Origin of the sequence: Spirosoma sp. 48-14, from assembly GCF_001898575.1 — a bacterium.
Lineage (GTDB): Bacteria > Bacteroidota > Bacteroidia > Cytophagales > Spirosomataceae > Spirosoma.
Genome location: NZ_MKUD01000039.1, coordinates 54,892 through 70,613, shown reverse-complemented (window position 1 = coordinate 70,613; position 15,722 = coordinate 54,892). Strand labels below are relative to the sequence as shown.

Genomic DNA, 15,722 nt, shown 5'->3' with positions numbered 1-15,722 from the left:
ATAAATGTAGAAAGTAAACACGAGGTGACTTAATAGTCATAAAATTGTTACCGCTCACTCAATCGGCGTCTTAATTCGTTGACATTCAGTGGTGAATTGCCCAATTTTACGATGTTTAGACCGCGATAGAAGAGAATTATGTCGATGGATGCTGGTTTTGTAATTGCTGTGGGTACGGCCGTACTCTTGATGATGGCAGTGTTCATCATCATTTTCGTGGCCTATTACCAGCAAAAACAGGCCAGACAGCAATTGGCATTTAAAGAATTACAGGCGCAGCACCGTCGGGAGTTGATGGAAGCCACCTTCAGAGGGCAGGAAGAAGAACGCCGACGCCTTGCCGAAGATATGCACGACGGTATCGGAACCATGCTTTCGATCACCAAAATGAGCTTGAACCAACTAGAGAAGCAATTAGGGGGAGAGGTACAGGTTGGCTTTCAGTTTCAGAAAACACGGTCTATGATCGATGAAACCATGACCAATGTTCGGCGAATAAGCCGAAACCTTGTCCCAACGACTCTCGAACGATTTGGTTTACTGGCTGCTTTAGAAGAACTGGCCGATCGGGCTACGGATAATGACATTGAGGTTGAATTGGTCTATCCCGAACCGGAGCTTGGATTTCTGCCCGCACTCGAATTGATGCTCTATCGGATTGCGCAGGAATTGCTCAATAACGCTATCCGTCATGCCCGAGCAAAACATATTACCATTCACCTGATTCGCTTTGAAAATGAAGTTCGCCTGTCGGTTATCGATGACGGAGTCGGCTTCGACTTTGATGCGGTGATGGAAAATCGGAAAGCTGGCCTAGGTCTGCGCAATATTGAAAGCCGCCTGAATGTTGTGAATGGACACGTTACGTTTGATGTAGCCCCTGGTCGTGGTTCACGGATTCATGTGCAGGTTCATCTACATGATGCACAGCCTGTTGATTTATTGAGTTAATTTGTTTACCGAATAGCTCTTAGTGCGACTCAATCGGTATATCCTTTAACTCTACCCTCCTCTATGCGAAAAATTAAACTGGCCCTCTGCGACGATCATACGCTCTTTCGCGTAGGGATGGCAACGATTCTTGGCCAGATTCACGATTTTGAGTTGATTCTGGAAGCAGGAAATGGACAGGAATTGATTGAAAAAATTGCCCGAAAAACACCGGACGTTGTGCTTCTGGATTTACAGATGCCGGTTATGGATGGTACGGCAACCGCCGATTACCTGCGAGAAAATCACCCCCTTATTAAAATTGTTGTTCTGACCATGCACGATGAAGATCGGATGGTGCTGCATTTACTGGAAAAGGGGGTTAGTGGCTACCTGCTCAAAGATGCCGAAGCTGGAGAAGTAGAGAAAGCCGTTCGAAAAGTGATGGATGAAGGGGTCTATCTGAACGAATTTGTGTCGAAAGCAATGCTTCGCAAGATGACCAATAAACCCACGGTCAACAAGCCTGTGAATGCCTTTTACAACAGCAAAATTCTGCTTTCAGAACGTGAGAAAGAAGTGCTGATGCTGATCTGCGAGGGATTGTCGACCAATGAGATCAGCGAGAAAATATTCCTGAGCCCTCGTACGGTAGAAGGTCATCGGCTACGCATCCTTGAAAAAACGGGCACCAAAAATACGGCCGGTATGGTGGCGTATGCGTTTAAAAATAACCTTGTCTGAGTCGGGAATTTATAAACTACCCGTCTTGCCACCATCTACAGGTAAGTTGATGCCGTTTATCGATGCAGCTGCCGGGGTGCATAAAAATGCTACTGCTGCGGCTACTTCTTCGGGCGTGGCGAACCGCCCAATGGGAATCTCCTGGGCCAACTGAGTAGCGATTTCTTCTTCCGTTTTACCGGAAGTCTTTGCCCGCATGGCCAGTGTGGATTCTAATCGGGCCGTCTGTGTATAACCTGGTAACACATTATTGACCGTGATGCCAAAGCGGCCAATTTCGAGCGATAAGGTCTTTGCCCATTGGGCCACCGCCCCTCGGATCGTATTGGAAACCCCCAGTCCTACAATGGGCTGTTTGACCGAGGTAGAAATAATATTGACGATTCTGCCGTAGCCCAGGCGCTTCATCGACGGAACAATGGTCTGCACTAAAGCATGGTTGTTTAGTAAATGATTATGGAACGTCTGGACGAATTCGTCGGGTTGGGCATCAATCAAAGCTCCACCCGGAGGCCCACCGGTATTGTTGACTAGAATATGAACATCCGGGAAGCGTTCCATATAGGCTGTAACAGCCGCCTGTACAGCACCTGGCTGGCTAAAATCAGCGACGATATACTGATGCGTTTGTCCCTTTGTGGTATCCAGTTCGGCCAGTACCGATTTTAATTTCTGCTCATCACGGGCGACCAGAACAACCGTTGCGCCCAATAATGCTAACTCCATAGCACTGGCACGACCAATTCCCTGTGTACTGCCACCGACTAAAGCGGTTTTTCCACGTAAATCAAGATTCATGTAGTTTCACTTGTTGACAACGCTAAAGATCGCGCCAATGGCCTAAAAATCATAGGTAAAACTAGAAAACAGACGCATTGGTACCAGTCATCCATACAAATAGTAGGCAAAGATGAGAAAAACACCGCTGGCGTAGTTTTGCTTAAACAAATTAGTAGCTTTGGGCAACTTTGAATCCAGTAATAACCTTTGCAATTCAGGAAACCATGTCAAAATCGTTAATTATTGTCATAGTAGTTGCTCTTATTTTGGGAATGTACGGTTGTAGTTCCTACAACGGCCTGGTTCAGAATGATACGATTGTTCAGGAAAAATGGGCTCAGGTCCAAACACAATACCAACGCCGATCGGATCTGATTCCTAACCTGGTAAGGACGGTACAGGGGGCTGCTAATTTTGAAAAAAGTACGTTGACCGCTGTGATTCAGGCTCGGGCCAATGCAACCAGTATAAAATTAGAGGCTAATCAGTTGACACCTGAGAATATTCAGAAATTCCAGGCTGCGCAGGATCAGTTGAGCGGTTCGCTTTCTCGATTACTAGCCGTTGCCGAAAGCTATCCGCAACTGAAAGCTACCCAGAACTTTTCGGAGTTACAGGCGCAGTTGGAAGGCACTGAAAACCGGATTTCGGTAGCCCGTAATGACTTCAACGGAGCCGTTCGTGTATACAATCAGTCGGTACGGTCGTTCCCGAACAATATTTTTGCGGGTATTTTTGGCTTCCCCGTAAAAGGCTTCTTCGAGGCTTCACAGGCGGCTCAAAGTGCGCCAACAGTTCAGTTTTAATAGCGGGGAGCATGGGGTAAGGTAAAAGAAAGTATCCTTATTCCATGCTCTCTGCCCCTGCTCCATGCAAACAAACCCGTTCTCTCCCGACGAGCAGCAACGCATTGTTGAGTCCATCCGGCAGGCCGAAAAGGCCACATCGGGTGAAATACGCGTTCATGTGGAAGCTCATTGCCCCAGTGCAGATCCAGTTCAACGGGCAATCGAGGTATTCGCTCAGTTAGGTATGTACCAGACTAAAGACCAGAACGGTGTTCTGTTTTACCTGGCTCATACTGATCGGAAGTTTGCCATCATTGGCGATAAAGGAATTGATGCTAAAGTTCCGGTCGATTTCTGGGAAAGTACAAAGGACTTACTGCGCAGTCATTTCAAACAAGGTGCTTATGCCAAAGGGTTGAGCCTGGGCATTGAGCGGGCTGGTCAGCAGTTGAAACACTATTTCCCCTACACCAGCGACGATATCAACGAACTCTCCGACGATATTTCGTTTGACTAATACTGCCGTGAATGTACACCTCATTATAAATTATCTTTTCCGGGTACGTCGCTTCGGCTTCGCCATGTTCCTGTTGGTATTTTCGGCCAGTGTATGGGCGCAGGATACAACAGCGGATACGGTTATTCCCGATAGACCAAACCCACCCCGGCTAGTCAATGATTTTGTTGGTATTTTGAGTAGTAGTGAGCGAACACAACTGGAGCAGAAACTCCGCGCCTATAACGACTCAACATCTACGCAGATTACGATTGTCATTGTCAGAACCACCGAACCCTACCCAATCGGCGATTTCGCGTTTCAGGTTGGCCGTAAATGGGGTGTGGGTCAGCAGGGAAAGAACAATGGACTGGTTTTAGCCTGGGCTACCCAAACTCGTAAGATTTACATTGCAACGGGCTATGGAGTAGAAGGTGCTGTACCGGATGCCATTGCCAAACGAATCATCAGCAATACCATCGTTCCAGCGTTCAAACAGGAGCAGTGGTATCAGGGGCTGGATGCTGCTACGACCGAAATCATTCAACGACTTCAGGGAGAATACAAAGGCGAACCCAAATCCAGCTCTGATGATGAAGGGGCTGGCACCTTTTTTATTGTCCTGATCATCTTTCTGATCATCATTTTCATCATTGCCCGTAAGAATCGTGGAGGAGGCAACAACCGAAATCGTGGTGGTGGCTGGGGTGGCCCCGTTTTCCTGCCGACTCCAGGTTGGGGGTCGGGCTGGGGTAGCTCAGGCGGTGGTGGCTGGAGCGGTGGTGGAAGTAGTGGTGGTGGCTTCGGCGGCTTTGGCGGTGGCAGCTTCGGTGGCGGTGGTGCTGGCGGAGACTATTAGTAGGTTGGTTATAGGAGCGATGAGAGCGAAAATGGGCTTCATCACTCCTATAACCATCTAAATAACCTGTTTTTCGATCAGCAAAATGAACAGGTGAATTACTTTGATATGGATTTCCTGTATGCGATCGGCGTATCCGAAATGGGGAACCCGAATCTCGACATCAGCCTTACCGGCCAGTTTTCCGCCATCTTTTCCCGTTAGCAAAATCACTTTCATCCCCTTTTCGCGGGCGGCCTCTACGGCTTTGAGAATATTGCCCGAATTACCACTGGTGCTTAAGCCAAGCAAGACATCATCTTCGTTACCCAATCCTTCGATAAACCGCGAGAACACGTACTCATAGCCGAAGTCGTTGCTAACGCACGACAGGTGACTAACATCTGAAATGGCAATGGCAGCCAGCGAACGCCGGTTATCCCGATAGCGGCCCGATAATTCTTCGGCAAAGTGCATGGCATCGCAATGAGAGCCGCCATTTCCACAGGAAATGATCTTGTGGCCCGATTTTAACGCATCTGCCATGACAATAGCAGCCTGCTCAATAGCTTCCAGGTGGGCGGGGTTTGCCAGAAACGTATCCAAAACTGACTGGGCTTCGGTTAGTTCCTGACGAATAAGATCAATCATTGATTCAGTTGTAAAGTTTATTGTCTGTAAAGTTCTGAAGTTGGCGACTAACACCCAACTCAGGCTACGGAATTTGTACTATCAATTGATTCTGTGGCGCATTAATGAATTGGTTGTCAATAAGGGTCACTTGCTAAAAATCGGTTTGTCTAAAACACCCAATTGCGATATGGGAGGTTCCAGCGGAGGGCGAAACTGGCCACCTGTTCGCTATAACTACTCGGCTTATACTGGCTATCCTGGTAGCGATACAAGAAACGACCTTCCAGAAATATGTTGTGCCGGATCATGTAGGAAGCTCGTACATCGGCATACGTAATGATAGTTTTGCGGCCCTGACCAATAAAATTACCTTCGTCCCGGTATCGGTACGTATAATCTTTCAGGATATTACCACCGTAGTTGATGTCAGGTGCCGTATCGGTCCCATACATCATAACCCCTCCTATGCCATTGAATGACCATTTTTTCTGCTGATACCGAATAATGCTCAATCCTTCCACAAAATTAGCACCTAGCGGATGGGCCAGGGGTTGGCTGTAGTGGGCGTAGTTGGTTTGTCCTGCACTAACGTCCAATCCTGATTCGTGCGAGTAGGTATAGGGCCGTGCCAGATTCATTTCAACCTGAAGGTCAAGATTGGGTACGGCAAAGGCGTCGATGTATTTACCGCCTACCTGAATGGCAAATTTGTTGGTCCAGTCGCCCTGCCCGGCCAGCAGTGGCTTCAACCGAAATTCATCCAGCAAAATCTGCGAATACACCAGAAAATGCGACAGAAAATTAGCCTTCAGGTCGATACCAATAAAGGCATTGTCTTTACTGCCTAGACTTGACTCTACATAGCGGTACAGAATAACAGGATTTAGATAACTCAGGTCCAGTCGGTCACGACTAAAAACTTCAGCTTCAAATACGCCCACGTTAAGGAAATCAGTCACGTTTATACTCAGATGGTGAATAGCCGCAAACTTTGGAGGAATCAGTTTTTCGCCCTGAGGCAATGGGGCTTGGCTGTTTTGCAGCGATGTGAAGAGGTTCGTGTACTGAATTCTCTTTCCGAGCTGGGTGGATAGTTTTAGAAACAGATAAGCCGGACTATTGTCGGAGAGGAACAACGACCGGAAGCCGTTCCCAAAGAAATTTCGGTCGTGTCCGAATTGGACATTGATCACTTTAAGCGTATTGAAGGTAATATACCCCCGCGCCGATAGAAAATCGACCCCTCGGGTACCGAACTTTTTGATGAAGCTTTCGCCAGGTGCCGTTGGCTGAATATCACCTGTTGAACTGTATCCCTGCCCATACGTTAAGCCATACTGCCTGATATACTCCGGATAAATGGCCTGATTGTCCGAAAAATAGGTGTAGAAACCAAGTTTGCGACCGATGGTTCCGCGCACTTCCAGCCCACGGGTATTTATGAAAAGTGGTTGCTGATCGGCTGGGGGAACACCGATGTCGTATGATGTCCGGTCCAGGCCGGGGCCTATGTAAAAAACCGGATTAACGTGCAGATCGACGTCGGGAGTCTGTAGGTTGTAAAAGTCTGCCTTCTTTTTATAAAAATGGGTTAATAAAGGTTTCGGGCTATCGCCGACTGTCTTGGGTGATTGCAAATGGCGGGTAAACGGATCTTTTTTCAGCGTGTCATAAGGTGTTGCCCATTCCCAACTATCGTTGCGGAGGTAGTCAATAGTGAAGTAATCGGTGTCGGATAGGCTACGTCTGGGATGTGCGGCTACACTATCGGCTAGCTGAATAATACTCTGGCGATTGTAAGGCTTAACAGTACTGTGAAAGCCATCTGCCCACTGGCCCTGGCGAATTTCAAGTCGATCGATGAGGTGATAATAATCAGCGTTGAGCGGTACAAATGGACTTTGTGCCCGTACACATAACGAAAAGAAAAGGAAACAGATAACGTAACCGTTGTGGCGCATGTACTGTACTAACATTGGCCCTGTCGGGCTTCTTGAGAACTAAGTTGAACCGTATGAGCCGCTTAAATTAGGCAAATGGTTTGGATATACGCCAACCTTGGGGCTAATTTACAGGCAAAGAAGCCTACAAACCATGTTTGTTTTTGCCCAGCAACCTTCCTTAGCGAACCAATTTATCGCCGAACTTCGAGATGTTTCCATTCAGCAGGATCGGTTGCGATTCCGTCGTAACCTTGAACGGCTTGGTGAGTTAATGGCGTATGAGATTTCAAAAAAATTGCCCTATCAATCGGTCAATGTTCAAACGCCCTTAGGCGTGTCGAATACGCAAGTGCTTCGACAACAGCCAGTTCTGGCAACTATTCTGCGAGCTGGGCTGCCTTTTCATCAGGGATTTGCCAATTATTTCGACCGGGCAGAGAATGCATTTGCCGGGGCTTATCGGGGGTATTCATCGACTGATGATGACGCGTTTGAAATCGCTATGGACTACATCGTTAGCCCTGATCTGAGTGGGAAGCCCTTGATCCTTTGCGACCCGATGCTGGCTACGGGCCGTTCGCTCGAAAAAGTCTATCATGCTTTACTTCGATACGGTATTCCATCCCAAACACATATTGCTGCCGTTATTGCCAGCCCCGAAGGAATTCGGCATGTACAGCAGCAACTTCCCCAGTGCCATCTATGGCTTGGAGCGATTGACGATCACCTGAACGAGCACTTTTACATTGTGCCGGGCATTGGCGATTCCGGCGACCTGGCATTTGGAGAGAAAGTGTAGGCAGTATATAGGATGTAGGATATATGGTATATGAGATAGTAAAAATCTCATATACCATATATCCTACATCCTATATACTGCCCATATACTGCTTAACGAAGGTCGACTACTTCGACGCCGGGGTATTTGGCTTTATCGAAAACGAAGTAGGAGTCAGGCACGTTTACATTCGGGGTAAACTTGGTGATGTTATACGTGGTTCGCTTGCCATCTTTGTTGGTAATGAGCCAGTTTCGAACGGATTTGTCGGCCTTGTCGACCGAAATCTGTATGGTGGCAATAGGGCTTTTGGGGCGATTGGGCGTTAGTTCAATGACTTCCAGCGTTCGACCCCCTTCCTTTTGCTCTTTCAAGAACCGATAATCGAAACCGCGCTTATAAATAGTGTAGATCTGGGTTGGGTTTAATTCGCCACCACCGCTGGCATCATAATCCTGAACGTTTACTTCGTTCGTTTCTTTGATGTAGGTCGACATGGTTTTCCCATCTGTAAACACTTCCTGTCCGCCCAGAATCAAGTGAAACTTCTCATTTTTTACTGTCAGATCACCTTTATAAGACTCTTTCGAACCACCTCCGGCACTTGTGTAGGTAAAGGTAGCCTGGTATGATTTCAGGGATTTATACCGTTTGCTCATCGCATCCAGAATGCCCTGAGCGCGTTTATCTTTCTGAGCGAAGGCCGGTGATACCGTCAGGATAGCCACGCTTAGCAACAATGCTATTTTATTCATTTTTATAGGTGTTACTCAGTAATACAGGTTTAACCCGCTTATACATCTTAGACGGGAAAGTGAATGGAAAAGTTTAATTGTTAGTCAGAAGAATAAGGGAATCGGGCTAATCATTTTTCAGCCGTTTGAGCAAATCTTCCAGCATCTGTAAATCCTGAACAAGTACATCGCGGGCTTTGCTGCCTTCAAAAGGACCTACAATTTTAGCTGCTTCCAACTGGTCTATCAATCGGCCTGCCCGGTTATAACCCAGCTTGAGCTTACGCTGAATCAGTGAAGTACTTCCCTGCTGGTGAATAACGATCAAGCGAGCTGCTTCGTCGAACATAGGGTCACGATTGCCCAGATCAACATCTTTTTCGTCGTTCTGACCACCATCATCACCCACAAACTCAGGCAGTGCGTAGGCATCATCATAACCACGCTGGTTGCCAACAAATTCGCAGAGTTCTTCGATTTCATTTGTATCGACAAACGGACATTGCAGACGGATAATCTCCGAATTTGATGATAGCAGCATATCGCCCATACCAACAAGTTGTTCGGCTCCACCCGTGTCCAGAATCGTCCGAGAATCAATTTTCGAGGTTACTTTAAAGGATAGCCGGGCCGGAAAGTTCGCTTTGATCAGACCCGTAATAACGTTTACCGATGGACGCTGTGTGGCCACAACCAGGTGGATACCAATGGCGCGCGCCAACTGGGCCAGCCGGGCAATTGGCTGCTCGACTTCTTTACCTGCCGTCATCATCAGATCGGCCAACTCGTCGATAATCAGGACGATATAGGGTAGGAAACGGTGCCCTTTTTCTGGATTTAACCGTCGTTTTACAAATTTGGCGTTGTATTCTTTCAGGTTCCGGCAGCCCGCATCTTTCAACAGGTTATAGCGGGCATCCATCTCGATACAAAGCGAATTGAGGGTGTTGACTACCTTCTTGGTATCGGTAATGATAGGCTCGTCGGAGTCGGGCAGTTTAGCCAGGAAATGCCGTTCCAGTTTGTTGAAGAGCGTCAGTTCTACTTTTTTCGGATCAACAAGAACCAGCTTTAACTGCGATGGATGCTTTTTGTAAATGAGCGACGTAAGCAGCACGTTAAGCCCAACTGATTTCCCTTGGCCCGTTGCCCCGGCCATCAGTAAGTGGGGCATTTTGGCCAGATCGGCAACGTAAATGTCGTTCGATATGGTTTTGCCCAGCACCACCGGCAGATCGAACTTCGAATTCGAAAAAGCCTCACTGGTAATCATCGACCGCATCGAAACCATTTCGCGGTTTTTGTTTGGTACTTCGATACCAATGGTGCCCATGCCCGGCATAGGGGCAATGATACGGATACCCAGAGCCGACAGGCTTAACGCAATGTCGTCTTCAAGGCTTTTTATTTTGGAGATACGAACGCCCTTCGCCGGTACGATTTCATACAGCGTAACGGTTGGACCGATAGAGGCCTGGATAGAGTCGATTTCGATACCGAAGTTGCGGAGCGTTGTTTCGATCTTCTCTTTGTTGGCCGTCAGTTCATCGTCTGAAACCTGCGCTTTGCGATTATTCTGGTAATCCGTTAGCAGATCATTAGTAGGGTACTGGTACTGGGGCAGGTCGAGTGTAGAATCATATAGCCCATGAACGGATACCAGATCATCATCTTCGAATGGATCGGGTTCAAGCACCGACGCTGGCGTGTTATCGGGCTCATTGGTATCTACTGGCTCATCGGCTACTGCATCCCGATTTTTGATGGTGAGCGTAACACCCGTCGTTTTAGCAATTACATCGGCTGGTGGAGCCTCCTCTTGAGGGGCTTTCTCTGTGTACGTTTCGGTATGGTCGTTTTTAATAAACGTATTGGCAAGAGGAGGGGTTGGAGCGGGTTGCGCATCTTCCTCAAAAGCGCCATCGTTAAGTTCTTCCTCTTCGTCATGTTCAAACTCACTTTCTTCGTATGTCTGTAACGGGTTCCCTGGGCGATTGCGGGGCTTTGTACGTACTGGGCGCGAGAAATCAGGTAGTTTGATGTGGCGCACATCGAAGAAATAAACGACAAAAAAGAAGAGCAGAAAGCCAATAAATGCCAGATTTCCCCAGCCAAACAGGCCATATAGCAGTACGTTCAGCTCATAGCCTACTCCTCCACACCAGACGCTGGATGTAGTAGCCGAATCAGTTACCAGAACAATGTAGCCTAGCATTAAACTGCTCCATACGGTTACAAACAATAAAGCTACTGTAGTCCGGCTTAAAGGAAGTAGTTCGGTGCCAAATGTCAGTTTATAACCGGCCAGAAAAACAATAATGGGTATTGCCAAAGCGCCTACACCAAACCAGCGGAAAACAAACGCATGGGCAATGTAAGCACCCACCAACCCAACCCAGTTACGCGTTTCGTTGGCCGTTTCGGCTAAAGGTTCAGAAAAAGCAGCACCAACAACACTCTGATCGGCAGGGCCATTAAATAAATAGGAAATAAAGGCGACCAGCAATCCGACGGCTAGCACCATCAGCAAAACCCCCAGGGTGAGTACTGACCGCTGATCGGTAAACCAGCGGTCCAGTGCAGCTCCCCAATTGAAGGAAGAACGCTGGGATCGGCTAGTCGATTTGTTGTTTGGTAAGCGGGGACGTGGCTCGTTCCGTTCGTCTGGACGTCGGAGCGTGTTCTGGCGTGGAGACGTAGTTGGTTGTGCCATAAACTTGGGGTTAGGCGATAGCAGTAGGTAAATTTCCCACTTTTTACCGAAAAACAGTTTAGTACTACAAAATATTACAACATCTTACTTACCGGGGCCAAAAAGGCCGGTCAGTGATTGATTCTGTCGGTTGGGCATCAGTACTCAACCCCTACAGCACAGTACGGGCAAAAAAGTATGGTTACAGACCCCGCAAAAGTTGCTGATTAATACGTTTGGCCAGGCCAGGCCCTTCGTAGATAAAGCTTGTGTATACCTGTACTAGGCTAGCCCCTGCTTCGAGCTTCTCCTGCGCATCTTGGGCGGTTGTGATTCCACCGACACCAACAATTGGGAAAGCCCCTCCTGATTGTTGATGTAAATACCGGATTACTTCCGTCGACCGATTTCGAAGGGGCCGACCGCTGACACCACCCGCCCCAATTTGTTCAACAACGGATGGCTCGGTGCGTAAATTTGCCCGGCTGATGGTTGTGTTGGTGGCAATGACCCCAGCAATTTTGGTCTCGCCTACGATAGCGATAATATCGTCCAGCTGCCCATTGGTAAGGTCAGGCGCAATTTTTAGTAAGATGGGTTTTGGAGTAGGACGCTGGTGATTTTCCTGTTGTAAGGCGGTCAACAACTTTGTCAATGGCTCCCGTTCCTGAAGATCGCGTAATCCGGGGGTGTTAGGCGAACTGACGTTCACAACGAAATAATCGACCGCATCAAATAATTCCCGAAAGTTGATCAGGTAATCGTCAAGTGCGTTTTCGTTAGGTGTATCCTTATTTTTGCCAATGTTGCCCCCTACAATCACCGGATTGCCATTTCGGTTACGGGCAAACTGCCGGAGCCGTTCGGCTGCTGGGGCAACTCCTTTATTGTTGAATCCCATCCGGTTGATAAGGCCACCGTCGGCTTTCAACCGGAAGAGTCGGGGACGAGGGTTTCCAGGCTGTGGGCGGGGAGTAACGGTTCCAATTTCAACAAAACCGAACCCAAGATCACTCAACTCGCTGACCAGTTCAGCATTCTTGTCGAATCCAGCCGCCATGCCGACTGGGTTTGGAAATGTCAGACCGAAAACGGTACGGGCTAAACGCTTGTCATCCAGTACATAAAGCTTTCGACAGAAGAATGAGGCTCCCGGAATGGATAGCGCGAATTTAAGCAGTGTAGTGACAGTATGATGAATCGTTTCGGCATCAAAACGAAACAGCAACGGTAGGATAATACGTTTGTACATGCTGCAAAAATACGTCCATAAACCTAAAAGGTCTCTGAAAACCTGCTGGGTTTATCCAAATAAGTCGGACGATAGATACCGGTCTCCCCGGTCGCAGATGATGCACACAATAATACCACTTTCCAGTTCCTTCGCTAATTGAACGGCAGCATGCACGGCTCCTCCGCTACTCATGCCCGCAAAAACACCTTCCACACTGGCGAGTTTGCGCGTCATTAGGGTGGCATCTTCGGCCGAAATTTCGATGACGCGGTCTACTCGTTTCGGATCAAAAATTTTAGGTAGATATTCAATCGGCCATTTCCGAATACCTGGAATTGACGAGCCATCCGTAGGCTGGCAGCCAACAATTTGAACCTCAGGATTTTGTTCTTTCAGGTAGCGCGACGTGCCCATAATGGTCCCTGTAGTACCCATTGATGACACAAAATGGGTAATTTGACCGACCGTATCACGCCAGATTTCGGGACCAGTAGTTCGGTAATGGGCCAGGTAATTGTCGGGGTTGGCAAACTGGTTGAGTAATAGATAGTCACCCTTTTGTACCTGATCTTCCGCATAATCGCGGGCACTTTCCATGGTTTCGGTCAAAATGACTTTCGCCCCAAACGCTTCCATGGTCAGCACTCGTTCGCGGGTCGATGTTTCGGGCATCACCAGCTCAATTTCGATATTGTAAAGACGAGCAATCATCGCCAGCGCAATACCGGTGTTGCCACTGGTTGCTTCGATGAGTTTCATACCTGGCTTAAGATCGCCCCGGTTGAGTGCGCCCTGTATCATACTGGCCGCAGCCCGGTCTTTGACACTACCCCCCGGATTATTGCCTTCGAGTTTGCCGTATATCGTAACGTTTGGATTTGGATTGAGTCGGTTCAGTTCAACTAAAGGCGTATTACCGACTAAATCGAGCAGGGTTGCCATGCTGATTCGGATGAAACTTGTTCTTAGGTTGAAGAAGGCTAAACCCGCTCAATTAGTTCGCGAAATAGCCGTCTAATTTATGCTCGTACTGACCGAAGGACTGCATAAGATGGAGCACGTTGGTTGGATTAAAATAATTATTAATTAGCTAATTGCTTGATAATGAATTTTGTTTAAACTTGCTCTCTCAAAAAATTAGTTTTTTGTTTATTCACACCTTTTAAATACTTCCACAAAATGAGAAAGACCTTATTGGCGAAACCTCTATCAGATGTAAACGTGGAGCAAATTGCCGGTCAGTTTGCTATGCCTGATCTAACCCTGCCATTTTGGGGATGCCGCAAGAAAATGCCTATGCATCGTATTGTACGGCTGGAAGGGGAGGGAAACTATACCTTATTTCATTTTGCAGACGGGAGCCAGTTGATGGTTTCGCTGACGTTGAAAAAGATGGAAACCCGATTATCGCCCAGAGTATTTGTTCGACCTCACAAAAAAAATATCATCAATTTATTGTATCTGGAAGCCGTCTATCCTGATCGCCAGCAGCTTAATGTTAGTCTGGTCAATGGCGACCGCATTGAAGTATCTCGTCGGAAGGCTAGCCGATTTATTAAGCAGGTCAAAGGATTCCAGCAGGAAATTATGTCGATGGAGGCTTGACCTGTTGGCGCTATGCATGCCTTTTCGGTTCCTGGACTAACGTGAGTTTAAGACCAAAATGGGGTAAACTTTTGTTAGTTCAGGAACCGAAAGGATAAGCAACTGCCAGGACATACGCCATTGCCAATGTCAGAGATGCCTATCTGGAAACTCTTCGGGGAAAGTCGGTGATCGTTCTGGATTGATGAACCCTTCAGCGCATAATCGAATGTTGCTATTCTACAGGTTCGTATAAAGGCTGTTTCTTTAAGCGTGATCGTTTCACCAATCGGTAAACAAACCATAAAAGTGCCAAACCAGCTATTACAGAAAGAACCATCGTTTCGGAAGGGGTAAGGTTATCATAGAGGTTGTAGAGCCCTTGGGCCAGATTGCGGCCTACAAGTGCCACTGTTATCGCCCAGACGAGCGCTCCCAGTGCGTTGTAGGTCATAAAGCGGAGCGACGAAAAGCCTGCCAGCCCCACGGCCGCTGGTATAGCCCCCCGCAAGCCATACAGTGCCCGAAAGCCTACAACTAGTCCTGTACCATAACGATTCATCAATTGCTCAATTCGATTGTAACGAAGCTGCCAGCGGGGCCGTTTGCTAATAAAAGTAGAGCCGTACCGATTACCAAGCATAAAAAAGAGTTGGGTGATGCAGAATGAGGAAAGCGCGGCTAGACCAATGACAACTGGTAAAGAAAAGTACCCGCGTTGGGCCAAATAGACTCCGACCAGCAAAAAGGCTTCACTCTCCAGCAGCACGCCGAGAAACAGCATCGGATAGCCATAGGTGAGCATGAGTTCCTGGAAGTTCATAGTTCATTAGATAACGTTGTTTTTCTAAAAAACTCATTAAAGGTCAAATTGTTAGCGACTAATCGTCTTCATTATACTGTAGGTTGTTCATTGTGGCATCAAACGGGCTCGCGTATATCCGACGCTAAATTTGCTAGCAGTTAGGAGAAGACGGGGCAATTATCGCTTCACGGCTGGTCGTACAATCTCATTAAGCAGAATGGTCAAATCGTTGTTCATCAGTTGTAGTTCGGTGGCTAGTTGCCCCAGCATTGTTGAGCGGACGGTTAGGTCTTCGGCCGTATAAAAATCTCCCTTGCCAAAGTAGTCTACTTCCTGCTTGCGTCTGCGTGACCGCTTCGCTTCTGTATTCAGCGAAACCAGCAACTCCCATCGGCTACGTAAGGCGTCAATAAGGGATGGATTCCCCCCGGATTTAGGTTTATTGAGGTAATACCATACCAGTGGCGGAAAAACGGTTGATGTGGCCGGGTGAGACCATATATCACGCAGTGGATTGCGCTGGTGCTGGAAATCGGCTTTAGGGGGCTTCTGCAATAACGAAGTTATACCTAGACCCGCTTCGGCTAAGCCGCCCCCAATGCCGACCCATTCGCCAGCATCCTCATGATCACCTAATTTGAGTAGACCAACCGTTAGCGCCGTCAAGGCACCCGTTGTAATGGCACCAATGGTCATACGCTTTTCCCGGCTATTCTCCTGGCGGGTCAGTAACGTAGCCGTCA

Annotated in this window: 16 protein-coding genes; 7 read left to right on the top strand and 9 right to left on the bottom strand. The window is 47.8% G+C overall.

Annotated elements, in window-relative coordinates:
* Positions 1 to 138: 138 nt before the first annotated feature.
* Entirely contained in the window at positions 139 to 951 is an 813-nt protein-coding gene (locus BGO59_RS20050) for a sensor histidine kinase (RefSeq protein ID WP_293686064.1), read from the top strand.
* Between the two features lie 63 nt (positions 952 to 1,014).
* Positions 1,015 to 1,674, top strand: a complete 660-nt coding sequence (locus tag BGO59_RS20045; RefSeq protein ID WP_020597575.1) for a response regulator transcription factor — start codon at positions 1,015 to 1,017, stop codon at positions 1,672 to 1,674.
* A 9-nt stretch (positions 1,675 to 1,683) separates the two neighbouring features.
* Here the strand turns inward: BGO59_RS20045 and BGO59_RS20040 are convergent, their stop codons facing one another.
* Positions 1,684 to 2,472: an SDR family oxidoreductase gene (locus BGO59_RS20040; protein ID WP_293686060.1), complete on the bottom strand. Its 789-nt coding sequence runs from the start codon at positions 2,470 to 2,472 to the stop codon at positions 1,684 to 1,686.
* A 206-nt stretch (positions 2,473 to 2,678) separates the two neighbouring features.
* On the opposite strand from BGO59_RS20040, the gene BGO59_RS20035 reads away from it, so the two are divergent.
* The 3 genes from BGO59_RS20035 to BGO59_RS20025 all read left to right on the top strand — a co-directional run bounded on the left by BGO59_RS20035 (position 2,679) and on the right by BGO59_RS20025 (position 4,597).
* Entirely contained in the window at positions 2,679 to 3,260 is a 582-nt protein-coding gene (locus BGO59_RS20035) for a LemA family protein (RefSeq protein ID WP_293686058.1), read from the top strand.
* Between the two features lie 64 nt (positions 3,261 to 3,324).
* Positions 3,325 to 3,759 carry a TPM domain-containing protein gene (locus BGO59_RS20030; RefSeq protein ID WP_293686056.1) on the top strand — a complete coding sequence of 145 codons (435 nt, stop codon included), beginning with the start codon at positions 3,325 to 3,327 and terminating at the stop codon, positions 3,757 to 3,759.
* A 64-nt stretch (positions 3,760 to 3,823) separates the two neighbouring features.
* Positions 3,824 to 4,597, top strand: a complete 774-nt coding sequence (locus BGO59_RS20025) for a YgcG family protein (RefSeq protein WP_293686141.1) — start codon at positions 3,824 to 3,826, stop codon at positions 4,595 to 4,597.
* Between the two features lie 57 nt (positions 4,598 to 4,654).
* Here the strand turns inward: BGO59_RS20025 and lpcA are convergent, their stop codons facing one another.
* Both lpcA and BGO59_RS20015 read right to left on the bottom strand, forming a co-directional pair.
* Positions 4,655 to 5,227: a D-sedoheptulose 7-phosphate isomerase gene (lpcA, locus tag BGO59_RS20020; RefSeq protein WP_293686054.1), complete on the bottom strand. Its 573-nt coding sequence runs from the start codon at positions 5,225 to 5,227 to the stop codon at positions 4,655 to 4,657.
* A gap of 149 nt (positions 5,228 to 5,376) precedes the next feature.
* Positions 5,377 to 7,170 carry a hypothetical protein gene (locus BGO59_RS20015; RefSeq protein WP_293686052.1) on the bottom strand — a complete coding sequence of 598 codons (1,794 nt, stop codon included), beginning with the start codon at positions 7,168 to 7,170 and terminating at the stop codon, positions 5,377 to 5,379.
* A gap of 133 nt (positions 7,171 to 7,303) precedes the next feature.
* On the opposite strand from BGO59_RS20015, the gene upp reads away from it, so the two are divergent.
* Positions 7,304 to 7,951: a uracil phosphoribosyltransferase gene (upp, locus tag BGO59_RS20010; protein ID WP_293686050.1), complete on the top strand. Its 648-nt coding sequence runs from the start codon at positions 7,304 to 7,306 to the stop codon at positions 7,949 to 7,951.
* A gap of 92 nt (positions 7,952 to 8,043) precedes the next feature.
* On the opposite strand, the gene BGO59_RS20005 is transcribed toward upp, so the two are convergent.
* The 4 genes from BGO59_RS20005 to cysM all read right to left on the bottom strand — a co-directional run bounded on the left by BGO59_RS20005 (position 8,044) and on the right by cysM (position 13,532).
* Positions 8,044 to 8,685, bottom strand: a complete 642-nt coding sequence (locus tag BGO59_RS20005; RefSeq protein ID WP_293686048.1) for an outer membrane lipoprotein carrier protein LolA — start codon at positions 8,683 to 8,685, stop codon at positions 8,044 to 8,046.
* Between the two features lie 106 nt (positions 8,686 to 8,791).
* Entirely contained in the window at positions 8,792 to 11,377 is a 2,586-nt protein-coding gene (locus BGO59_RS20000; RefSeq protein WP_293686046.1) for a DNA translocase FtsK, read from the bottom strand.
* Positions 11,378 to 11,558: 181 nt separating this feature from the next.
* Positions 11,559 to 12,608: a quinone-dependent dihydroorotate dehydrogenase gene (locus tag BGO59_RS19995; RefSeq protein WP_293686044.1), complete on the bottom strand. Its 1,050-nt coding sequence runs from the start codon at positions 12,606 to 12,608 to the stop codon at positions 11,559 to 11,561.
* Positions 12,609 to 12,659: 51 nt separating this feature from the next.
* Positions 12,660 to 13,532 (bottom strand): cysteine synthase CysM, encoded by an 873-nt coding sequence (cysM, locus tag BGO59_RS19990; RefSeq protein ID WP_293686042.1) that lies wholly within the window; start codon positions 13,530 to 13,532, stop codon positions 12,660 to 12,662.
* 237 nt (positions 13,533 to 13,769) lie between these two features.
* Between cysM and BGO59_RS19985 the strand changes: the two genes are divergently transcribed.
* Positions 13,770 to 14,195 (top strand): LytTR family DNA-binding domain-containing protein, encoded by a 426-nt coding sequence (locus tag BGO59_RS19985; protein WP_293686040.1) that lies wholly within the window; start codon positions 13,770 to 13,772, stop codon positions 14,193 to 14,195.
* A 214-nt stretch (positions 14,196 to 14,409) separates the two neighbouring features.
* On the opposite strand, the gene BGO59_RS19980 is transcribed toward BGO59_RS19985, so the two are convergent.
* Both BGO59_RS19980 and BGO59_RS19975 read right to left on the bottom strand, forming a co-directional pair.
* The gene (locus BGO59_RS19980) at positions 14,410 to 14,997 is read right to left on the bottom strand and encodes a DedA family protein (protein ID WP_293686038.1); all 588 of its coding nucleotides are present in this window, start codon (positions 14,995 to 14,997) and stop codon (positions 14,410 to 14,412) included.
* Between the two features lie 159 nt (positions 14,998 to 15,156).
* Positions 15,157 to 15,675, bottom strand: coding sequence for a hypothetical protein (locus tag BGO59_RS19975; RefSeq protein WP_293686036.1), 519 nt, complete (start codon positions 15,673 to 15,675; stop codon positions 15,157 to 15,159).
* Positions 15,676 to 15,722: the final 47 nt, after the last annotated feature.